General features: G+C 61.3%; 15 protein-coding genes. 7 read left to right on the top strand and 8 right to left on the bottom strand.

Features of this window, described 5'->3' with window-relative positions; translation table 11 throughout:
* The first annotated feature begins 80 nt into the window (after window positions 1–80).
* A complete protein-coding gene (gene xdhC, locus CQ002_RS10400; protein WP_034108199.1) occupies window positions 81–938 on the top strand; it encodes a xanthine dehydrogenase accessory protein XdhC in 858 nt (285 codons plus the stop codon).
* Window positions 939–945: 7 nt separating this feature from the next.
* Complete coding sequence (gene guaD, locus CQ002_RS10395; RefSeq protein ID WP_034108201.1) at window positions 946–2,250, top strand: guanine deaminase; 1,305 nt, start codon at window positions 946–948, stop codon at window positions 2,248–2,250.
* A gap of 141 nt (window positions 2,251–2,391) precedes the next feature.
* On the opposite strand, the gene CQ002_RS10390 is transcribed toward guaD, so the two are convergent.
* Entirely contained in the window at window positions 2,392–3,156 is a 765-nt protein-coding gene (locus CQ002_RS10390; RefSeq protein ID WP_015885332.1) for a GntR family transcriptional regulator, read from the bottom strand.
* A gap of 226 nt (window positions 3,157–3,382) precedes the next feature.
* On the opposite strand from CQ002_RS10390, the gene CQ002_RS10385 reads away from it, so the two are divergent.
* Entirely contained in the window at window positions 3,383–4,573 is a 1,191-nt protein-coding gene (locus CQ002_RS10385) for a benzoate/H(+) symporter BenE family transporter (RefSeq protein WP_034108203.1), read from the top strand.
* Between the two features lie 37 nt (window positions 4,574–4,610).
* Here CQ002_RS10385 and CQ002_RS10380 read toward each other — a convergent pair whose 3' ends face one another.
* Complete coding sequence (locus tag CQ002_RS10380) at window positions 4,611–4,955, bottom strand: YggL family protein (protein WP_034108205.1); 345 nt, start codon at window positions 4,953–4,955, stop codon at window positions 4,611–4,613.
* A gap of 236 nt (window positions 4,956–5,191) precedes the next feature.
* Between CQ002_RS10380 and dacB the strand changes: the two genes are divergently transcribed.
* The gene (gene dacB, locus CQ002_RS10375; RefSeq protein ID WP_069078001.1) at window positions 5,192–6,652 is read left to right on the top strand and encodes a D-alanyl-D-alanine carboxypeptidase/D-alanyl-D-alanine-endopeptidase; all 1,461 of its coding nucleotides are present in this window, start codon (window positions 5,192–5,194) and stop codon (window positions 6,650–6,652) included.
* Between the two features lie 41 nt (window positions 6,653–6,693).
* Here the strand turns inward: dacB and CQ002_RS10370 are convergent, their stop codons facing one another.
* Together CQ002_RS10370 and rlmKL are read right to left on the bottom strand one after the other, a co-directional pair.
* Window positions 6,694–9,093, bottom strand: a complete 2,400-nt coding sequence (locus CQ002_RS10370) for a diguanylate cyclase (protein WP_105162689.1) — start codon at window positions 9,091–9,093, stop codon at window positions 6,694–6,696.
* Window positions 9,094–9,234: 141 nt separating this feature from the next.
* A complete protein-coding gene (rlmKL, locus tag CQ002_RS10365; RefSeq protein ID WP_069078003.1) occupies window positions 9,235–11,499 on the bottom strand; it encodes a bifunctional 23S rRNA (guanine(2069)-N(7))-methyltransferase RlmK/23S rRNA (guanine(2445)-N(2))-methyltransferase RlmL in 2,265 nt (754 codons plus the stop codon).
* Between the two features lie 533 nt (window positions 11,500–12,032).
* On the opposite strand from rlmKL, the gene rmf reads away from it, so the two are divergent.
* Complete coding sequence (gene rmf, locus CQ002_RS10360) at window positions 12,033–12,248, top strand: ribosome modulation factor (RefSeq protein WP_002553055.1); 216 nt, start codon at window positions 12,033–12,035, stop codon at window positions 12,246–12,248.
* Between the two features lie 198 nt (window positions 12,249–12,446).
* Here the strand turns inward: rmf and CQ002_RS10355 are convergent, their stop codons facing one another.
* The 4 genes from CQ002_RS10355 to sctC form a co-directional block, all read right to left on the bottom strand.
* Window positions 12,447–13,499 (bottom strand): quinone-dependent dihydroorotate dehydrogenase, encoded by a 1,053-nt coding sequence (locus CQ002_RS10355; RefSeq protein WP_105162690.1) that lies wholly within the window; start codon window positions 13,497–13,499, stop codon window positions 12,447–12,449.
* An 86-nt stretch (window positions 13,500–13,585) separates the two neighbouring features.
* On the bottom strand, window positions 13,586–14,008 hold the full coding sequence (locus CQ002_RS10350; RefSeq protein WP_237142827.1) for a transglycosylase SLT domain-containing protein: 423 nt from the start codon (window positions 14,006–14,008) through the stop codon (window positions 13,586–13,588).
* A gap of 31 nt (window positions 14,009–14,039) precedes the next feature.
* The gene (locus CQ002_RS10345; protein WP_105162691.1) at window positions 14,040–14,444 is read right to left on the bottom strand and encodes a winged helix-turn-helix domain-containing protein; all 405 of its coding nucleotides are present in this window, start codon (window positions 14,442–14,444) and stop codon (window positions 14,040–14,042) included.
* Between the two features lie 214 nt (window positions 14,445–14,658).
* Window positions 14,659–16,092, bottom strand: coding sequence for a type III secretion system outer membrane ring subunit SctC (gene sctC / locus CQ002_RS10340; protein ID WP_105162692.1), 1,434 nt, complete (start codon window positions 16,090–16,092; stop codon window positions 14,659–14,661).
* A gap of 273 nt (window positions 16,093–16,365) precedes the next feature.
* Here sctC and CQ002_RS10335 point away from each other — a divergent pair, with 273 nt between their 5' ends.
* Window positions 16,366–17,592, top strand: coding sequence for a CmpA/NrtA family ABC transporter substrate-binding protein (locus tag CQ002_RS10335; protein ID WP_105162693.1), 1,227 nt, complete (start codon window positions 16,366–16,368; stop codon window positions 17,590–17,592).
* 13 nt (window positions 17,593–17,605) lie between these two features.
* Complete coding sequence (locus CQ002_RS10330; protein WP_034108222.1) at window positions 17,606–18,181, top strand: ANTAR domain-containing response regulator; 576 nt, start codon at window positions 17,606–17,608, stop codon at window positions 18,179–18,181.
* Window positions 18,182–18,368 lie beyond the last annotated feature (187 nt).

Below are 18,368 nucleotides of genomic sequence, written 5' to 3'. Positions count from 1 at the left end.
ACATCTGGAATGCATTTCCCTGTGGGAGCGGGCTTGCCCGCGATAGCGGCCTGACTGACAACAGAGATGTTGAGGTAGACATGAACAACTGGATCAGCGCCCTCGCCGACCTGCAGAACAAGGGTGAACCCTGCGTGCTGGTCACGATCATCGAAGAGCTCGGCTCCACGCCGCGCAATGCCGGTTCGAAGATGGTGATCAGCGCCGCGCAGACCTTCGACACCATCGGCGGCGGGCACCTGGAATACAAGGCGATGCAGATCGCCCGCGAAATGCTCGCCAGTGGCCACCAGAACACTCGCCTGGAGCGCTTCAGCCTGGGCGCGAGCCTGGGCCAGTGCTGCGGCGGCGTGACCGTGTTGCTGTTCGAGCCCATGGGCCAGGTGCAGGCACAGATCGCCGTGTTTGGCGCCGGCCACGTGGGGCGTGCGCTGGTGCCGCTGCTGGCGAGCCTGCCGTGCCGGGTGCGCTGGATCGATTCCCGTGACCAGGAGTTTCCGGACACGCTCCCTGAAGGCGTGCGTAAAATCGTCAGCGAAGAGCCGGTCGACGAAATTGCCGACTTGCCAGCGGGCAGTTACTGCATTGTCATGACCCACAATCACGCGCTGGACCTGGAACTGACTGCCGCCCTGCTCAAACGCAACGACTTCGCCTACTTCGGCCTGATCGGTTCGAAGACCAAACGGGTCAAGTTCGAGCATCGCCTGCGCGATCGCGGCTTCGACACCACACAGCTGCAACGCATGCGCTGCCCCATGGGCCTCTCCGAGGTGAAGGGCAAGTTGCCGGTGGAGATCGCCATCTCCATCGCCGGCGAAATCATCGCCACCTATAACGCCAATTTCGGCCAGCACACCGCCAGCGCCGAACCCATTGCCAAACTGCTTGTGGCTTCGCGCCGCAGCCAAGCTTTGACTTCTTTTGCCAAGAATTGAGAACACCATGCCTTTGACTCGCAAAGCCTACCGTGCCGCCATCCTGCACAGCCTCGCCGACCCCGCTGAAGTGGGTATCGACGCCTCCTATGAGTATTTCGAAGACGGCCTGCTGGTTATCGAAAACGGCCAGATCAGTGCCGTCGGTCATGCCGGCGACTTGCTGCCGACGCTGCCTGCCGATATCGACATCACCCACTTCCAGGACGCGCTGATCACCCCCGGCCTGATCGACACCCACATCCACTTGCCACAAACCGGCATGGTCGGCGCGTATGGCGAGCAGTTGCTGGATTGGCTCAACACCTACACCTTCCCGTGCGAAAGCCAGTTCGCCGACAAGGCTCACGCCGAAGAAGTCGCGGACATTTTCATCAAGGAACTGCTGCGCAACGGCACCACCACCGCGCTGGTGTTTGGCAGCGTGCATCCGCAGTCGGTGAATGCATTCTTCGAAGCCGCCGAGAAGCTCGACCTGCGCATGATCGCCGGCAAGGTGATGATGGATCGCAACGCGCCCGACTACCTGACCGACACCGCCGAATCCGGCTACCAGGAGAGCAAGGCGCTGATCGAGCGCTGGCACGGCAAGGGCCGCTTGCACTACGCCGTCACGCCGCGTTTTGCGCCGACCAGCACACCGGAACAACTGGCGCTGGCCGGGCAGTTGCTGGGCGAATACCCAGACCTGTACATGCAGACCCACATCAGTGAGAACAAGCAGGAAGTGGAGTGGGTGAAGGAGTTGTTTCCGGAGCGCAAGGGCTACCTGGATGTGTACGACCATTACAAACTGCTGGGCGAGCGCTCGGTGTTTGCCCATGGGGTGCACCTGTGTGATGACGAGTGCGCGCGGTTGGCGCAGACGGGTTCGGCGGTCGCGTTTTGCCCGACCTCGAACTTCTTCCTCGGCAGTGGCCTGTTCAATTTGCCGATGGCGGAGAAGCACAAGCTGAATGTGGGCCTGGGCACCGACGTGGGCGGCGGCACCAGTTTCTCGCTGCTGCAAACCCTGAACGAAGCCTACAAGGTCATGCAGTTGCAGGGCGCGCGGTTGAGCCCGTTCAAGTCGCTGTACCTGGCCACCCTGGGCGGTGCACGGGCGCTTCGGCTGGAAGACAAGATTGGCACGTTGCAACCGGGGACGGATGCGGACTTCCTGGTACTGGACTACAACGCAACGCCGCTACTCAGCTACCGCTTGAAGCAGGCGAAGAACATTGCCGAGACGTTGTTTGTATTGATGACGCTGGGGGATGACCGGACGGTGTTGCAGACCTATGCGGCCGGGCAGCGGGTGCACCAACGCTAACTTCAGATACACCACAAAACTACTGTGGGAGCGGGCTTGCTCGCGAATACGGAGTATCAGTCGCCAGATGTATTGACTGATTCATCGTATTCGCGGGCAAGCCCGCTCCCACATTTTTTTGTCCCATGTGAAGCCGGGAGCTTACAGCTTGATGGACGAGCGCCCCGGCTTCTTGGTCTGCAACAGGTGTGAGAACACCGCATGCAAATCATCCGACGCGCTCTCTTCATCGAGGTTGAGCTTGCTGTCGATATGGTCCATGTGATGCATCATCAGGTTTACCGCCAGCGCCGCATCCCGTGCCTCGATCGCATCGATCAATTGGGTGTGCTCATCGTAGGAACAGTGCGAGCGATTGCCGCTTTCGTACTGGGCGATGATCAATGAGGTCTGGGACACCAGGCTGCGCTGGAAGCTGATCAGCGGCGCATTCTTGGCCGCTTCGGCCAGCTTGAGGTGGAATTCGCCGGAGAGGCGGATACCGGCTCCGCGATCGCCACGGGAAAAGCTGTCGCGTTCATCGTTGACCATCTGGCGCAGCTCGGCGAGTTGCTCGGCCGTGGCGTGTTGCACCGCCAATTCGGTGATCGCCCGCTCCACCAGACGCCGCGCGAGGAACACCTGGCGTGCTTCCTCGACACTCGGGCTGGCGACCACTGCACCGCGATTGGGCCGCAGCAGCACCACGCCTTCATGGGCCAGGCGCGACAAGGCGCGGCGAATAATGGTGCGGCTGACGCCAAAGATCTCGCCCAGTGCCTCTTCACTCAACTTGGTACCGGGTGCCAGGCGTTGTTCGAGGATCGCCTCGAAGATATGCGCGTAGACGATATCGTCCTGGGTTCCGCTGCGACCAGCCTTGCCGGCACGCGGTTGTTTCTTGAGAGGTTGCAACTGTTCGTTCATGGGCACTCGGGTTTGGAGAACGGCGGCGAATTAACGGTAATACGGCAACAGCGTGTCGCTGGCAAGTATCACCTAAAAACAGGGCACATTGTACACAACCCAATGCGCCAACACACTGTACGGCTGTTTGCGGCCGCGGCTGTATTGCAATGAGTCGTTACGTTTGAGTTTAGGCTTGAATCTGCGCCGTCACCGGCTACACCCCAGGTAAAAGGAACACCTCTCCATGAACGACGCCACCCAAGCGCCTTTGCGCCCGCTGGCCGACACGTCTGCGTCGGCCGTCGTCGCCGGCTTCATTGCCATGATGACCGGCTACACCAGCTCCCTGGTCCTGATGTTTCAGGCCGGGCAGGCCGCCGGCTTGACCACGGCGCAGATTTCTTCATGGATCTGGGCGATTTCCATCGGCATGGCGGTGTGCAGCATCGGCTTGTCCCTGCGCTACCGCACGCCCATCACCATTGCCTGGTCGACGCCGGGCGCCGCGCTGCTGATCACTAGCCTGGGGGGGGTGAGTTATGGCGAGGCCATCGGCGCCTACATCACCTGCGCCGTGCTGGTGACGATTTGCGGGTTGACCGGCAGCTTTGAAAAACTGGTCAAGCGCATCCCGGCATCCCTGGCAGCCGCGTTGCTGGCGGGGATTCTGTTCAAGATCGGCAGCGAGATCTTCGTCGCCGCACAGCATCGCACCGGCCTGGTATTGGGGATGTTCTTCACCTACCTGGTGATCAAGCGCCTGTCGCCGCGTTATGCGGTACTCGCCGCACTCGTCATCGGCACCCTGCTGTCAGGGCTCATGGGGCTGCTGGACTTCAGCGGTTTCCACCTGGAAGTGGCGACGCCCGTGTGGACCACGCCGCACTTCTCGTTGGCGGCGACCATCAGCATCGGCATCCCACTGTTCGTGGTCGCGATGACCTCGCAGAACATGCCCGGCGTCGCGGTACTCAGGGCGGACGGCTACAACGTGCCCGCCTCGCCCCTGATCACCGCCACCGGCCTGGCTTCGCTGGTGCTGTCGCCATTCGGCTCCCACGGCATCAACCTGGCCGCCATCAGCGCGGCGATCTGCACCGGGCCCCATGCCCACGAGGACCGTAACAAGCGTTATACCGCCGCGGTATGGTGCGGGGTGTTCTACGGGATTGCCGGCGTGTTTGGCGCGACCTTGGCGGCCTTGTTTGCGGCCTTGCCCAAGGAGTTGGTGCTGTCGATTGCAGCGCTGGCGTTGTTTGGCTCGATCATCAATGGCCTGAGCATCGCCATGAATGAGCCGAAGGAACGCGAAGCGGCGCTGATCACCTTCATGGTCACCGCGTCTGGCTTGACGTTGTTTTCGATCGGGTCGGCGTTCTGGGGGATTGTGGCGGGGGTGCTGACGCTGCTGATTCTGAACTGGCGCAAGGCATAAAAAAACGGCGACCTTCAGGTCGCCGTTTTCTTCAGTATCACTTGGCCGCGTTGATCGGCTTATCCGGATACCACACGTCCAGCAACGGGCTGACTTCAGCGCTTTTCAGCTCGCTGCGGCCTTTGAGCCAGCCTTCAACGGCAGCACGCTGCTCTTCGCTGACCGAACCACGCTTCTGCAGGCAAACCAGACCGTAGTCATCGCCGCCAACATAGCCGAGACCGTTGGCCTCCATCGCTTCTTTCAGGAAGGCGTCGAGGAAAGCGTCAATAGCCTTGTCGTCCAAACCTTCTACGAAATCCAGGTTCAGTTCGAAACCCAGCTCTTGAAATTCATCAACGCACAGTTTTTTGCGCAGACGCTGGGAACGGTTAGTCGCCATTGGAACAATCCTCATAAGTAATAACGGGCGGCACTTTAGCAGTTTAAGGCGGCGATTGCCCGACTCTCTGGGACAGGCGGCACTTTGCAGGTAAAAAAACGCTGATTACCAGCTATCGTTCAGCTACAACGGGATCCACCTTGGGGCATAATGCCGACACTTTCATGACTATTGAGGGATTTTCTTCTATACCCCTCGCCTTTTTCACCCTCCTCAGCAGTAGGGTTCTACTTCTTATGATCAAATCTTTGCGTTCCGTGTTGCTCGCCGGTTTTCTTCTTCCACTGGCCTTTTCCACCTCCGCTGCCCCCGTCAACAACACCCTGCCGCCCAATGTTCAGCAGGCACTCGCCAAAGCCAAGCTACAAAACACTGCGCTGTCCCTGGTGATGATCCCCCTGAACGGCCCCGGCACGCCTACCGTATTCAATGCCGACGTGTCGGTGAACCCGGCTTCTACCATGAAGCTGGTCACCACCTATGCGGCCCTTGAAATGCTCGGCCCTAACCACCAGTGGAAAACCGAGTTCTACACCGACGGCACCCTCAGCGGTGGTGTGTTGCACGGCAACCTGTACCTCAAGGGCGGCGGCGACCCCAAGCTGAACATGGAAAAACTCTGGCTGCTGATGCGCGACCTGCGGGCCAACGGTGTGCAGCAAGTCACCGGGGACCTGGTGCTGGACCGCAGCTTCTTCAACCAGCCGCTGTTGCCGGAATTCAATGACGATGGCAACGACGAGAACAAACCGTTCCTGGTCAAGCCGGACGCGCTGCTGGTCAACCTCAAGGCCCTGCGTTTTGTGACGCGCAATGATTCCGGCCGGGTGCTGGTGTCGGTCGAGCCGCCGATTGCGAGCATCCGCATCGACAACCAGGTCAAGGTTTCCAACGCCAAGCAGTGCACTGGCGATGTGCGCTACAACCCGGTCACCGCCGCCGATGGCAGCGTGACAGTCACTGTCAGCGGCCAGTTGGCCGATGGCTGCAGTTCGCAGACCTATCTGTCATTGCTGGACCACGCCACCTACACCGCTGGTGCCGTACGGGCGATCTGGAAGGAACTGGGCGGTACCATCCAGGGCCGCGACATCCAGGCGCCGGTGCCCAAGGACGCCAAGGTGCTGGCCCGGGCCTTCTCGCCGGACCTCGCAGAAATCATCCGCGACATCAACAAATACAGTAACAACACCATGGCCCAGCAGCTGTTCCTGAGCCTGGGCGCGCAGTTCCGCAACGATGCCGACGGCGACGATGCCAAGGCCGCGCAACGGGTGGTGCGCCAGTGGCTGGCGAAGAAAGGCATCACCGCGCCGCACCTGGTGATGGAAAACGGCTCCGGCCTGTCCCGTGCCGAACGGGTCAGCGCCCGCGAGATGGCCGCCATGCTGCAAGCCGCCTGGAAAAGCCCTTACGCCGCGGAGTACATCAGCTCGATGCCGATTGCCGGCACTGACGGCACCATGCGCAAACGCCTGAAGACCACCGCCATGCGCGGCGAAGCGCACGTCAAGACCGGCACCTTGAACACTGTGCGCGCCATCGCCGGTTTCAGCCGCGACAACAACGGCAATACCTGGGCCGTGGTGGCGATCCTCAACGATCCGAAGCCATGGGGCGCTTCGTCGGTGCTGGACCAGGTGCTGCTGGATTTGTATCGCCAGCCGAAGGTGATGGCGGCCGCTCCCGTCCTTTAAGACATCACGCAGGCCCATGTGGGAGCGGGCCTGCGGCGGTCTCAAGCGCGCAAGCGCTCGGCCTCCACCCTGTCCCTGCCCGCTTGCTTGGCCACGTACACGGCTGAGTCGGCGCGCAGCAGCAGCCCGTCGATGCCCTCATCCACTCGCCAGCTGGCCACGCCAAAGCTGGCGGTGACGGTCCCTACCGGCTCCATGGGCGCACAGCGCAGCGACTCCCACAACTCTATCGCCAGGCTATAGGCCTGATCGCCATCGGTGTGGGGGCACAGCACCATGAATTCCTCGCCACCCAGGCGGCAGAACACATCGGTGCGACGCAGGCGCTGGCCGATGCGTTTGCACAGCTCCTGCAACACCCCATCGCCGACGGCATGCCCATGCTGGTCGTTGATACGCTTGAAGTGATCGATATCGAGCATGATCAACGACAACGCCCCCGAGGTGCGGTTGAGCCTGACCATCTCGGCCTTGAGGCGATCCTGGAAATAGCGACGGTTGTGGATGCCGGTCAGGGAGTCGGTAATCGACAGCGCACGCAGCTCTTCTTCCACCCGCTTGAGATCGGAAATATCCGACACGTAGCCATGCCATAGCGTACCGCCTGCGGGTAGCTCTTCCGGCGTGGCCTCGCCACGAATCCAGCGCAGGCCACGCTGTGGCAACAGCACCCGGTACTCCTCGCGCCAATGGCTCAACTGCAACGCCGACAAGCGGATCGAGGCGCGCACCCGTTCCGCATCCAGGGGATGGATGCGCTCGAAGACCTTCTTCGCATCCTGCTGCAACACGCCGGGCTCGATTTCATAGATGTCGCGCATGCCATCACTGGCGTAGATAAACTTCCAGTTGTCGTGGGGTTCGAGGGTGAACTGGAAGATTCCGCCGGGGACGTGGGCGCTGAGTTTCTTGAGCAGGCGGTCCCGAGCCGCCAAGGCTTCGTAGGCACGCTTTTGTTCGGTAATGTCCAGGTAAATCGCCAGGTGCCCGATCCACAAACCATGGTCATCCAGCAAGACCGTGGCCAGCATGTTCACGGTCAATGGGCTGCCGTCTTGGCGGACCAAGGTCCATTCACGGGCTTCGTGCAGGTTGTCCGGGCTTTCCACCAGCATCGCCTGGCTCGCGGGTATGCGCTTGCCCAGGGCCACCGTCAGGCTGGCGGAGCGCGCTTCCAGTTCAGTCGCCAGATGCAGGCTTTCCAGGGTGTGCGTGCCCACCACGTCTTCGGCCTTGAAGCCCAGCATCTGCTCGGCACCGGCGTTGAACGTGTTGATGACACCGCGCAGGTCGGTGGCAATGATCGCCACCTGGGTGGCGGCATTCAGCACGCTGCGCAATTGGCCATGGGCACCGCGCAATTCCTGCTCACGCAAACGCAATTGGGCAGTGCGCTGCTCCACCAGTTTCAACGCACGCTGGCGCTGGCTCACCAGTACATAGAGCAAGGCGCTGAGTAACAGGCTGAGCAAGCCACCCATGGTCAGCACCGTAGACAGCGAAGAGTGGTTGGCCTGGTCGAACACTTGGCTTGGGCGCAGTTTCAGGGCGTAAACATGGTCGCCCAATGTGAGGCGGCGCGCGCCGACAAGGGTACTCTCGCCAACGGCATTGTTGGACTCGAAGAGCACGCGTTGCTGCAGGTCGGAGGTATCGACGATCTGCATCACCAGGTTGTCCCGATTCGGCTTGGGCAAACCGTCGGCCACCAGCTGGCGCATGCTGATCACCGCCATCACATAGCCGTAGGGTTCGTTCTGGGATTGTTCGGAAGTGGACAGGTGGCTCACCGGCGCGACCAGTAAAACTCCGGTCGCATAAGCCGGTTCTACCCCCACCAATTGCATGGGTTGGGAGACCGCCAGCCTGCCGGTGTTTTGCGCACGTTCGAGGGCCGATCGTCGCAGCGGTTGGGCCAACAGGTCAAAGCCAAGCGGTGCGCCCAGCAGGCTTTGGGTCTGGCTGTACAACACCGGCACGTACTCGTCGCGCTCGGGCGCAGGCACCAACTCACCGGCCGAATTCAACTCTCGGATAACAAAGGGCATGCCGCGCTGGTGGGACACGGCTTGTTCAAACTGGCCGCGCTGCTCGCGATATACCCTGGGCGCCCAGGAATAAGCGCGAGCGCGCAACAACAAGGGCTGGGCAAAACCGTCGAACTCTTCACGGGATACGTCGTCGGAATTGACGAAGAAACGCCGCAGGCTGTTCAGACGTTGCTCCTGGTCGTCGAAGCGTTCCTGCAGGCGGGTATAGCGCTCATTGACCAGCAACTGAAAGCGCTGGCGCACCTGTTGCTGATAAAGGTCGGACGCCGCCCAGGCGACAATCGCCGTCAAGGCAAACCCTGCCAGTAACACCACCAATGCCACCAGCCAAGCCGACGCCTGCTCACTGATAAAGCCTAGGATTTTCGGGCGGACAGCTTGCAACGGCATAGGCAACACTCACAACGCCAGTGTGCGGGGGGTGTCACTTTGGCTAGGCCTTAGTTATAGCCATCGGTCCTGAATTTGACCAGCGTAAAAAAGCCGCAAGCCCGGAATAAATCAGGCTTGCGGCTCTTTTAGGGGCAGCGATCAGCGTGCGGTGATTTTCCACGCCCGGTGGATCTTCGCATTGCGTGCAAAGTCCGGGTCGATGGTCTTGTCGCTGATTTCCTCGACCGCATAGCGTTCGCTGAGGTTGTCCTCCAGCGCGAACTTGCGGAAGTTGTTCGAGAAGTACAACACGCCGCCCGGCGCCAGGCGCGCCATGGCCAGGTCGAGCAACTGCACATGGTCACGCTGCACGTCGAAGATGCCTTCCATGCGCTTGGAGTTGGAGAAGGTCGGCGGGTCGATGAAGATCAGGTCGAACTCATCACGGCTGGCCTCCAGCCATGCCATCACGTCACCCTGCTCCAGGCGGTTCTTGTCAGAGAAACCGTTGAGGGAGAAGTTGCGGCGCGCCCAGTCCAGGTAGGTCTTGGACAGGTCGACACTGGTGGTGCTGCGCGCGCCGCCCTTGGCCGCGTGCACACTGGCGGTAGCGGTGTAGCAATACAGGTTCAGGAAGCGCTTGCCGGCGGCCTCTTTCTGGATGCGCAGACGCATCGGGCGATGGTCGAGGAACAGGCCGGTGTCCAGGTAGTCGGTGAGATTGACCAGCAGCTTCACGCCGCCTTCGCTGACTTCGGTGAACTTGCCCTGCGCACTTTGGCGCTCGTATTGCTTGGTGCCGCTCTGGCGCTCGCGACGCTTGACCACCACGCGGCTCTTGTCGATGTTCAGCGCCTGGGGAATGGCCGCCAGCGCATCGAACATGCGTGCGGAGGCTTTTTCCGGGTCGATGGACTTGGGCGCCGCGTATTCCTGCACGTGGACCCAATCGTGATACAGGTCGATCGCCATGGAGTATTCCGGCATGTCGGCATCGTACACGCGGTAGCAATCCACGCCTTCGCGCTTGGCCCACTTGCCTAGCAGCTTCAGGTTTTTTTGCAGGCGGTTGGCAAACATCTGCCCGCCTTCGCTCAGGCGCGCCTGCTCGACCACGGGGGCCGGGGCGGGTTTGATCGGGTTGCCGTTCTTGTTGTACTGGCGCTCTTGCGGTTCAGCCGGGGCTTGATCGTACGCAGCTTGCTCACGCTCGGCCTGGCGCTGCTCCGGGGTGCGACGCTCGCCGGTGACGAACTGGTCAGGGTTGACCTTGATCAGCAGCAACTTGCACGGCAAGGCGCCGTTCCAGAACGAATACTGCTTGTGGCTGCGGATGCCCATGCGCTTGCCCAGGTCCGGTGCGCCGGTGAACACTGCCGCCTCCCAGCCCATGCAGGCCTGGCGCAGGCGCTCGCCGAGGTTCTGGTAGAGGTACAACAGGCTGGCTTCGTCACCCAGGCGCTCGCCGTACGGCGGGTTGCAAATGACCAGGCCTTTCTGGTTCTGGTCCGGACGCGGCTCGAAGGTGCCGACTTCGCCCTGGTACACCTTGATCCAGTGACTCAGGCCGGCGCGCTCGATGTTGTTGCGCGCTGGCTGGATGAGGCGTGGATCGGCTTCGTAGCCACGGATCCACAGCGGCGGCTTGTTCATGCCAATTGCGGCACGTTCAGTGGCCTCGGCATGCAGTTTTTTCCACAGCGCCGGGACGTGACCAAGCCAGGTGGTGAACCCCCACAGTTCGCGGTTCAAGTTCGGCGCCATGTCGGCCGCGATCATCGCGCCTTCCACCAGGAAGGTCCCCACACCGCACATCGGGTCGCTCAGCGCGCCGCCTTCTGCGGCAATACGCGGCCAGCCGGAGCGGATCAGGATCGCGGCCGCCAGGTTTTCCTTCAACGGCGCTGCACCCTGCTGCAGGCGGTAACCGCGCTGGTGCAGGCTGTGGCCGGACAGGTCGAGGGACAGGATGGCTTCGCCGCGGTCCAGGCGCAGGTGAATGCGCAGGTCCGGGTTGATCTTGTCGATGGACGGGCGTTCGCCGGTCGGGGTGCGCAGCTTGTCGACGATCGCATCCTTGACCTTCAGCGCACCGAAGTGGGTGTTGTCGATGCCCGAGCCGTGGCCACTGAATTCCACCGCCAGGGTGCCATCCGGGACCATGTGGTCGGCCCACTCGATATCCAGTACGCCGTGGTAGAGGTCTTCGGCGTCCTTCATCGGGAAGCGCTTGAGCACCAGCAGCACGCGGTTGGCCAAGCGCGACCAGAGGCACAGGCGGTAGGCGGTTTCCATGTCGGCCATTCCGCGCACGGCCGAGGTGTGCTCGCGGGCTTCCTCAAGGCCAAGCCCGACGGCTTCCTCGATCAGCAGGCCTTCGAGGCCCTTGGGGCAAGTGAGGAAGAGTTCAAAACGGTCCGACATGGGGCAATCCAAGCTTTTCAGCAATAAATGAACGGGCGACGCATCGCCGGCTCGGTTTTCAATCAAGCACTTTTCTTGAAGAGTGCTCGCGTGGCACGAATGTGCCGTCCCACCCCGCCTGCTGGGCCTTTGAGCCTTTTATTGACGGGGCAGATGAATAATTTGACGTAACAAAAAGAAATATTCCGACCCTTCGTCGAATAATAACCGACTGCAGCGGGCGGGCATTCTCACTAAAGGATTAAACCCATCCTCTTTGCAGGGTGCATCATAGCTGGCTTTGCCGAATAAATGGGGCGAAAAGCCATCCCAGCTTATGGCTATAGCATCGTTATCGTTACGTGCTTATGACAAAACGATCATTGAATCCATGTGACCTATTGGTTAGAACTCAACACAGGTTGGCGCCGTAACGACGCCGACACATAGGCTCGCCACGCCGGCAGCGAGCCCACCAACGGCAGAAAAACTCTGCCCGGCCTCTGACGAGGCCGAAGGATATCAAGACAGTCAACAAGTGAGGGAAACACCCTATGAGAAGACTTAAGCGTGATCCGTTGGAAAGAGCATTTTTACGCGGATATCAATATGGCGTTCATGGCAAATCCCGTGAGCTTTGCCCATTTACTCTACCGTCGGTACGCCAAGCCTGGATCAATGGCTGGCGAGAAGGACGCGGCGACAACTGGGACGGTATGACTGGCACTGCGGGCATCCACAGACTCAACGAACTTCACGCCGTCGGCTAATCAAGGGCAATTAATTCCGACACCACCTTTGAATTTGTAACGACTTACCATGCACGCCCCATCCGGGCGGCGGGCTTCGGCCCAGGGGGCTCCTTCAAGGAGCCCTTTTTTATGGTGGCGAGGGGACTTGCCGGCATCAGGTGGCGACGCAGCCCCGACACCAGGCGCCGCATTTTCACCTGAAAAATTGCCTGGGCCTTATTGGGCCTGCTTCGCAGCCCAACGCGGGGCAAGCCCGCTGGCCGCAATGGCATCCACAGACTGGCGAATCAACGCCGGCCCCTTGTAGATGAAGCCGGAGTACAACTGCACCAGGCTCGCGCCGGCAGCGATCTTCTCAGCCGCATGCTTGCCTTCGGTAATGCCACCGACCGCGATGATCGGCAAGCGCCCGCCCAGTTCGGCAGCCAGCACCTTGACTATATGCGTGCTCTTGTCACGCACCGGGGCACCCGACAGGCCGCCAGCCTCATCTCCATGGGACAAGCCTTCGACGCCGACGCGGCTGAGGGTGGTGTTGGTCGCGATCACCGCGTCCATTCCCGAATCCACCAGGGCCTGGGCAACCAGCACGGTTTCTTCGTCGCTCATGTCCGGGGCAATCTTGATCGCCAACGGCACACGCTTGCCATGGCGCAACGCCAGGTCTTCCTGGCGCTGGCGCAAGGCTTCGAGCAACTGCTTGAGGGAGTCGCCGAACTGCAGGCTGCGCAGGCCCGGGGTATTGGGCGAACTGACGTTGACCGTGACGTAGCTGGCGTGGGCGTAGACCTTGTCCAGGCAGATCAGGTAGTCATCCACCGCGCGCTCAACCGGCGTGTCGAAGTTCTTGCCGATATTGATGCCCAGGATGCCCTGGTACTTCGCCGCTTGAACACGCGACAACAGATGATCAACCCCCAGGTTGTTGAAGCCCATGCGGTTGATGATCGCCTCGGCTTCCGGCAGGCGGAAAATCCGTGGCTTGGGGTTACCCGGTTGTGGTCGCGGGGTCACGGTGCCGATTTCGACAAAACCGAAGCCCAGCTGTGCAAAACCATCGATGGCCGCACCGTTTTTATCCAGGCCAGCCGCCAGCCCGACCGGATTGGGGAAATCGAGCCCCATCACCGATACCGGCATTTTTGCCGGTGCCTTGCATACCAGGCCATTGAGCCCCAGGCGACCACCGGCACCGATCAGGTCCAGGGACAGATCGTGGGAGGTTTCCGGGGAGAGTTTGAACAACAGCTGGCGGGCCAGGGTATACATGGGCGGGCTAGACTCGGATGGCGGCGAAAGGTGGCGGCGATTATAGCCGGGGTGACAGGTGCCGCGCGAGGCGTGAACCTCAATCATCAGTAGCGATGCGCGACCAACTGCTCATAATACGCCCAGATTTTCTCCGCATACTGCATGCGCAACGCTTCACGCTCAGGCCCCGACCCCGTCCCCGCGTTGTAGGAACCTACTGCCTTCCAGTTGTAGCCAAAGCGCTGGATGAACTCGGCGAGAATCGAAGCCCCCACTTCTACCGACAGGCATGGCTCAGTGAGCAGCCGTTCCTCGGTAATCCCCTGCTTGAGCAGGCGCGGCAGGTGGATGCTGTTGATCTGCATCAGGCCGATGTCTCGGGTGCCATTGCGGTTGGCATGATTCATCGCTTGCGCACGAAAACCCGACTCCACGGCGGCGATCGCTTGCAGCAACTCCGGCTCGATATTGTGCTGGCTGGCAGCCTCCTCCCAGCAAAACGCCAGTGCCTGATTGCTGGCCATCATCACGCTCAGCGCCAGGCCCTTGCTCAAGAACCTAGCCACGCTTGACCCACCCATGGCTGACTTGGCCGCAGGACGTGCACACATGCTCCACGCGGTCGGGTGCATGCCCCCCGGTCACCACCGGGCATGTAAAGCGGTAGCCCCGACCGTAGATCGTCTTGATAAAGCCCTTGTCGGCACCCAGGTACTTGCGCAGTGAGTAAATGCAGCGCGTCAGAGATTCCTCGGCAACCTCACCTTGAGGCCAGGCCAGCTCCAACAACCGGTCCTTGGTCATCAACACGCCACCAGATACCAGTAATAGCCGCAACACTTGCCACTCCTTGGGTGGTAACTGAACGTCCGCCCCCGCGCCTGCCAGGCGACCATCGCCATGCAGGACCCAGCACGCAAAGACCAGGGGAGTCGTCGCCCCTCCCTCACCCACGACAGCCATTGCTACCTCGATATCCGACTGCTGACATTGAAGTCCTCACATTCATTACTGGCTCATGTGCCCCTGCCACGACTATACGAACCTGACACACGACTCACGCTAGGAAAAAGCCGATATATCCAGCGGTTTTGGAGACCGCCCCGTAAGACGTTTCACCATTCACCGTTTCCAGGCCGCCGCCTGATACACCTCGCGCCATTCAACGCCCAGTCAGTCACGGTGAGACATCACGCCCCCGCCGCACAAACGCACGCTGGACGCGCTCGTATTGCGTAGCCGTCAAGGGCGGTGGCCCTGCGGCGCCCCCTTTCGGCTCGTCCTCCAGGGCCCTGGCCTGGATCACGAACAGCCGTACTTGCGCTGGACGACCAGGCCCTCGCCGTTCTGGCTCCCGCTCAAATGCGCCGAGCCATAGACGCCTGCCCTGAGGTACACGCACCACACTGTTGATGCTCACTCGCCCCACTGCCGTGTTTTCTTCACGCCGCCCCGCCTCGCTCATCTGGCGCTCCTCTTCAACCTCCAGGCGCATCTCGATCTGGTTGGCCTCGGCAAAACGCGGCAGTACGCTGACCTGGGTGCCATAACGCACAGGTTTCCAATCAACCCGATCGTCTCCGGCAGAGGGCAGGTAGAACGTGCGGTTGTCCTGGAACACCGCAGGCACATTCTCTTGGGTGAGAATCACCGGCAATGTCGCCACCCTCGCTCGCCGACGACGCTCCAATGTGCCGATCTTGGCCATCAGGTCACGATCGTCCTGCGGCGCCAGGACTCGCGTCGGCGAAGCGTTCGCGCCCTCGTCCCAGTCCAGGCCGAGCTTCTTGAGTTCAGCGCGCTCCACATCCACCACCCACAGCGAGACCTCGATGGGCCGCTTGGGTATGTCGAGCTCCGCAACCAGGTTCTGGATGAAACTCACCTGCGCCGGCTTGCCCTTGATCAGCAGGCTGTTGCTGTCCGCGTAGGCGATCACGCCAAGGCTCTTGTCGGCGAGCAACCCCTTGTGTTCGCTGGCCAGCAGGGTTTCGACCATCGACGCCATGCCCGGTACGGTGACCGGATTGTCGCGCGTGCCGTAGTGCCGGTCTGCGACATCGGTGTTGAGCACCTGGATGACGGCAAAGGCCTGCTTGCCCACCGTCAGGTCAGCTCTTTGCCGGTCCATCAGTTGGGCCAGGCGCAGCACCTGGTCGACATATTTCGGTGGGCCCGACACATAAAATGTTCGCCCTCCATTTTCACGCAAGGGATGACGTGACTCATCGAGGCCCGCGCGGCGCATGAGGCTACGCAGCCGGTCGACGGATATATGCCGCAAGGTTACGGCCGAGCGCGTGGCCTCGTCAGCGTCATAGACATACAGCGCTTGCGCGTCGCCATACCAGATCAGCTCCTGTTGCAGCGCAAGCATCTCCAGGGCCTGCTGCGGCGCATCGAAATCCAGCGCTGCACTGACGCGTTTGCGTGCCACTGCCTGGCTGACGACGATAGGCAACCCGAGCGACTCCGAGAGGGCAGTCAATACGGTATGCAGGCTGTCGTCGTGTGCCTGGTAGAGCGTGCCCCTGGCCAGCACGCTCTGCGACAGCAGCGCGCAAATGAGCGCAACAAACAATAACCATCGGCAAAACCGGAGGCGGGGCATCGTTGCAGGGAAGTCGGCATACACCGTGGCGTTTCCTGGGCGGTCTGGCTAGAGAGTGCCGCCATACTGAAAGGCCGCCTGGTTTGAATCTTGATGGAAAGTTGACGACCGACCCAACCTTCACCCCCGTGGCATGTGCCTTGCTATGAAGTCTGTATCAGAGCCCGCGCCAACGGCGGAGCGAGCTTACGGACAAAGGCGTCGTTACCCACACTGGCTTGCATCGCCATCTGCGGGAACGACGCTTTTTTTTGAATGAAAAGGTAGGTGTTGATGAACGATTCGGCAGGCGACAGCCCGATGAACGACCCGCTGGCCTGGGTCAATGGCAGTGATGCCCCGGAAAAAAGCAGCCTCGACCTGGGTTTCATGGCCTTGAGCGACTGCGCCTCGATGGTGGTGGCGGCCACCCAGGGCTTCGCCCAACCCTACGGCCTGACGCTCAATCTCAAGCGCCAATCATCCTGGGCCAACCTGCGCGACAAACTGGTCAGCGGCGAACTGGACGCCGCCCACAGCCTGTACGGGTTGATCTATGCAGTGCACCTGGGCATCGGCGGCGTCGCGCCCACCGACATGGCCGTACTGATGGGGCTTAACCAGAACGGCCAGAGCATCAACCTGTCCCACGGTTTGCAACAGCAAGGCGTGATCACTCCTGAGGCGCTGGATCGCCACGTGCACCAAAGCCGAACAAAACTGACCTTCGCCCAGACCTTTCCCACAGGCACCCACGCCATGTGGTTGTATTACTGGCTGGCGAGCCAAGGCATTCATCCCTTGCACGATGTGGACAGCGTGGTGGTCCCGCCGCCGCAAATGGTTGCGCACCTGCAAGCTGGGCGTATCGATGGCTTTTGCGTCGGCGAACCCTGGTGCGCCAGCGCGGTGAAGCAGAACCAAGGGTTTACCTTGGCGACGAGCCAGGCGATCTGGCCGGACCATCCGGAAAAGGTGCTCGGCTGCACCCAGGCGTTTGTCGAACATTACCCCAACACCGCGCGCGTGCTGGTGATGGCTATCCTGGAGGCCAGCCGGTTTATCGAAGAAAGCAGCGAAAACCGCCGCTCCACCGCCCAACTGCTCAGTGGGCGCGAGTACCTTGACGCTCCACTCGACTGCATCGAACCACGCCTGCTGGGCGCCTATGACGACGGCCTTGGCAACCAGTGGCAAGATCCCCACGCCCTGCGTTTTTTCGCCGGTGGCGAGGTGAACCTGCCCTACCTTTCCGACGGCATGTGGTTCATGACCCAGTTCCGGCGCTGGGGCCTGTTGCGTGAGGATCCCGACTACCTGGGCATTGCCCGCCAGGTGCAGCAACTGGCGCTCTACCGTGAAGCGGCCAAGGCGCTGGGCATTGCCGACAACGGCCATGACATGCGCAGCAGTCAGTTGATCGACGGCAAGGTCTGGGACGGCGCCGACCCCACCGGCTATGCGCGCAGCTTCCGCCTGCATGCCATGGCAGAACCTTCCAGCCGCCACGCCTTGCGCTGACAGGAGGCCCCCGATGCTGCGAATCCTGTTGATCAACGACACCCCGCGCAAGGTCGGCCGCCTCAGGGCGGCGCTGATCGAGGCCGGTTTTGAGGTGATCGATGAGTCCGGCCTGACCATTGACCTACCCGCGCGCGTCGAAACGGTGCGCCCGGACGTCATCCTGATCGATACCGAGTCACCGGGCCGCGATGTGATGGAGCAAGTGGTCTTGGTCAGCCGCGACCAACCCCGTCCCATTGTGATGTTTACCGACGAGCACGACCCGAACGTAATGCGCCAGGCGATCAAGTCCGGCGTCAGCGCCTACATCGTCGAAGGCATCCAGGCCCAGCGCCTGCAGCCGATCCTCGACGTGGCCATGGCCCGCTTTGAAAGCGACCAGGCCTTGCGCGCCCAACTCCACGCGCGCGACCAGCAACTGGCCGAGCGCAAGCGCATCGAGTTGGCCAAGGGCATGTTGATGAAAATGAAAGACTGCAACGAGGAAGAGGCCTATACCCTGATGCGCCGCCAGGCCATGAGCCGTCAGCAGAAGCTGATCCAGGTGGCGGAGCAGATTATCGCCATGAGTGAGTTGCTGGGCTGATCGGGCTCAGCGATTGCTCTTGGCGCAGCTCTTGCTAAGTAAACATCACAGGTAGCCAACGGCGGTTGCCCCTCCACGACAAAGACGTCGCACACCCGGTTTGCCCTCGCGAACCCGGTGGCGGCGTTTTTTCGTTTTGGCCCCGGAGACGGGGCCGGTGGGGCGGCCTTAGCCGGCTGTTCCATCA

Origin of the sequence: Pseudomonas sp. MYb13 (assembly GCF_002980075.1) — a bacterium.
GTDB classification, from domain to species: Bacteria; Pseudomonadota; Gammaproteobacteria; order Pseudomonadales; family Pseudomonadaceae; genus Aquipseudomonas; species Aquipseudomonas lurida.
This window is presented reverse-complemented; position numbering and strand designations above follow the sequence as displayed.

What these genes read in the sequence shown, in the direction of transcription:
- xdhC (WP_034108199.1), top strand. Translation starts at nt 81, where the DNA reads ATGAACAACTGGATCAGCGCCCTCGCCGACCTGCAGAACAAGGGTGAA.
- guaD (WP_034108201.1), top strand. Translation starts at nt 946, where the DNA reads ATGCCTTTGACTCGCAAAGCCTACCGTGCCGCCATCCTGCACAGCCTC.
- CQ002_RS10390 (WP_015885332.1), bottom strand. Translation starts at nt 3,156, where the DNA reads ATGAACGAACAGTTGCAACCTCTCAAGAAACAACCGCGTGCCGGCAAG.
- CQ002_RS10385 (WP_034108203.1), top strand. Translation starts at nt 3,383, where the DNA reads ATGAACGACGCCACCCAAGCGCCTTTGCGCCCGCTGGCCGACACGTCT.
- CQ002_RS10380 (WP_034108205.1), bottom strand. Translation starts at nt 4,955, where the DNA reads ATGGCGACTAACCGTTCCCAGCGTCTGCGCAAAAAACTGTGCGTTGAT.
- dacB (WP_069078001.1), top strand. Translation starts at nt 5,192, where the DNA reads ATGATCAAATCTTTGCGTTCCGTGTTGCTCGCCGGTTTTCTTCTTCCA.
- CQ002_RS10370 (WP_105162689.1), bottom strand. Translation starts at nt 9,093, where the DNA reads ATGCCGTTGCAAGCTGTCCGCCCGAAAATCCTAGGCTTTATCAGTGAG.
- rlmKL (WP_069078003.1), bottom strand. Translation starts at nt 11,499, where the DNA reads ATGTCGGACCGTTTTGAACTCTTCCTCACTTGCCCCAAGGGCCTCGAA.
- rmf (WP_002553055.1), top strand. Translation starts at nt 12,033, where the DNA reads ATGAGAAGACTTAAGCGTGATCCGTTGGAAAGAGCATTTTTACGCGGA.
- CQ002_RS10355 (WP_105162690.1), bottom strand. Translation starts at nt 13,499, where the DNA reads ATGTATACCCTGGCCCGCCAGCTGTTGTTCAAACTCTCCCCGGAAACC.
- CQ002_RS10350 (WP_237142827.1), bottom strand. Translation starts at nt 14,008, where the DNA reads ATGATGGCCAGCAATCAGGCACTGGCGTTTTGCTGGGAGGAGGCTGCC.
- CQ002_RS10345 (WP_105162691.1), bottom strand. Translation starts at nt 14,444, where the DNA reads ATGGCTGTCGTGGGTGAGGGAGGGGCGACGACTCCCCTGGTCTTTGCG.
- sctC (WP_105162692.1), bottom strand. Translation starts at nt 16,092, where the DNA reads ATGCCCCGCCTCCGGTTTTGCCGATGGTTATTGTTTGTTGCGCTCATT.
- CQ002_RS10335 (WP_105162693.1), top strand. Translation starts at nt 16,366, where the DNA reads ATGAACGATTCGGCAGGCGACAGCCCGATGAACGACCCGCTGGCCTGG.
- CQ002_RS10330 (WP_034108222.1), top strand. Translation starts at nt 17,606, where the DNA reads ATGCTGCGAATCCTGTTGATCAACGACACCCCGCGCAAGGTCGGCCGC.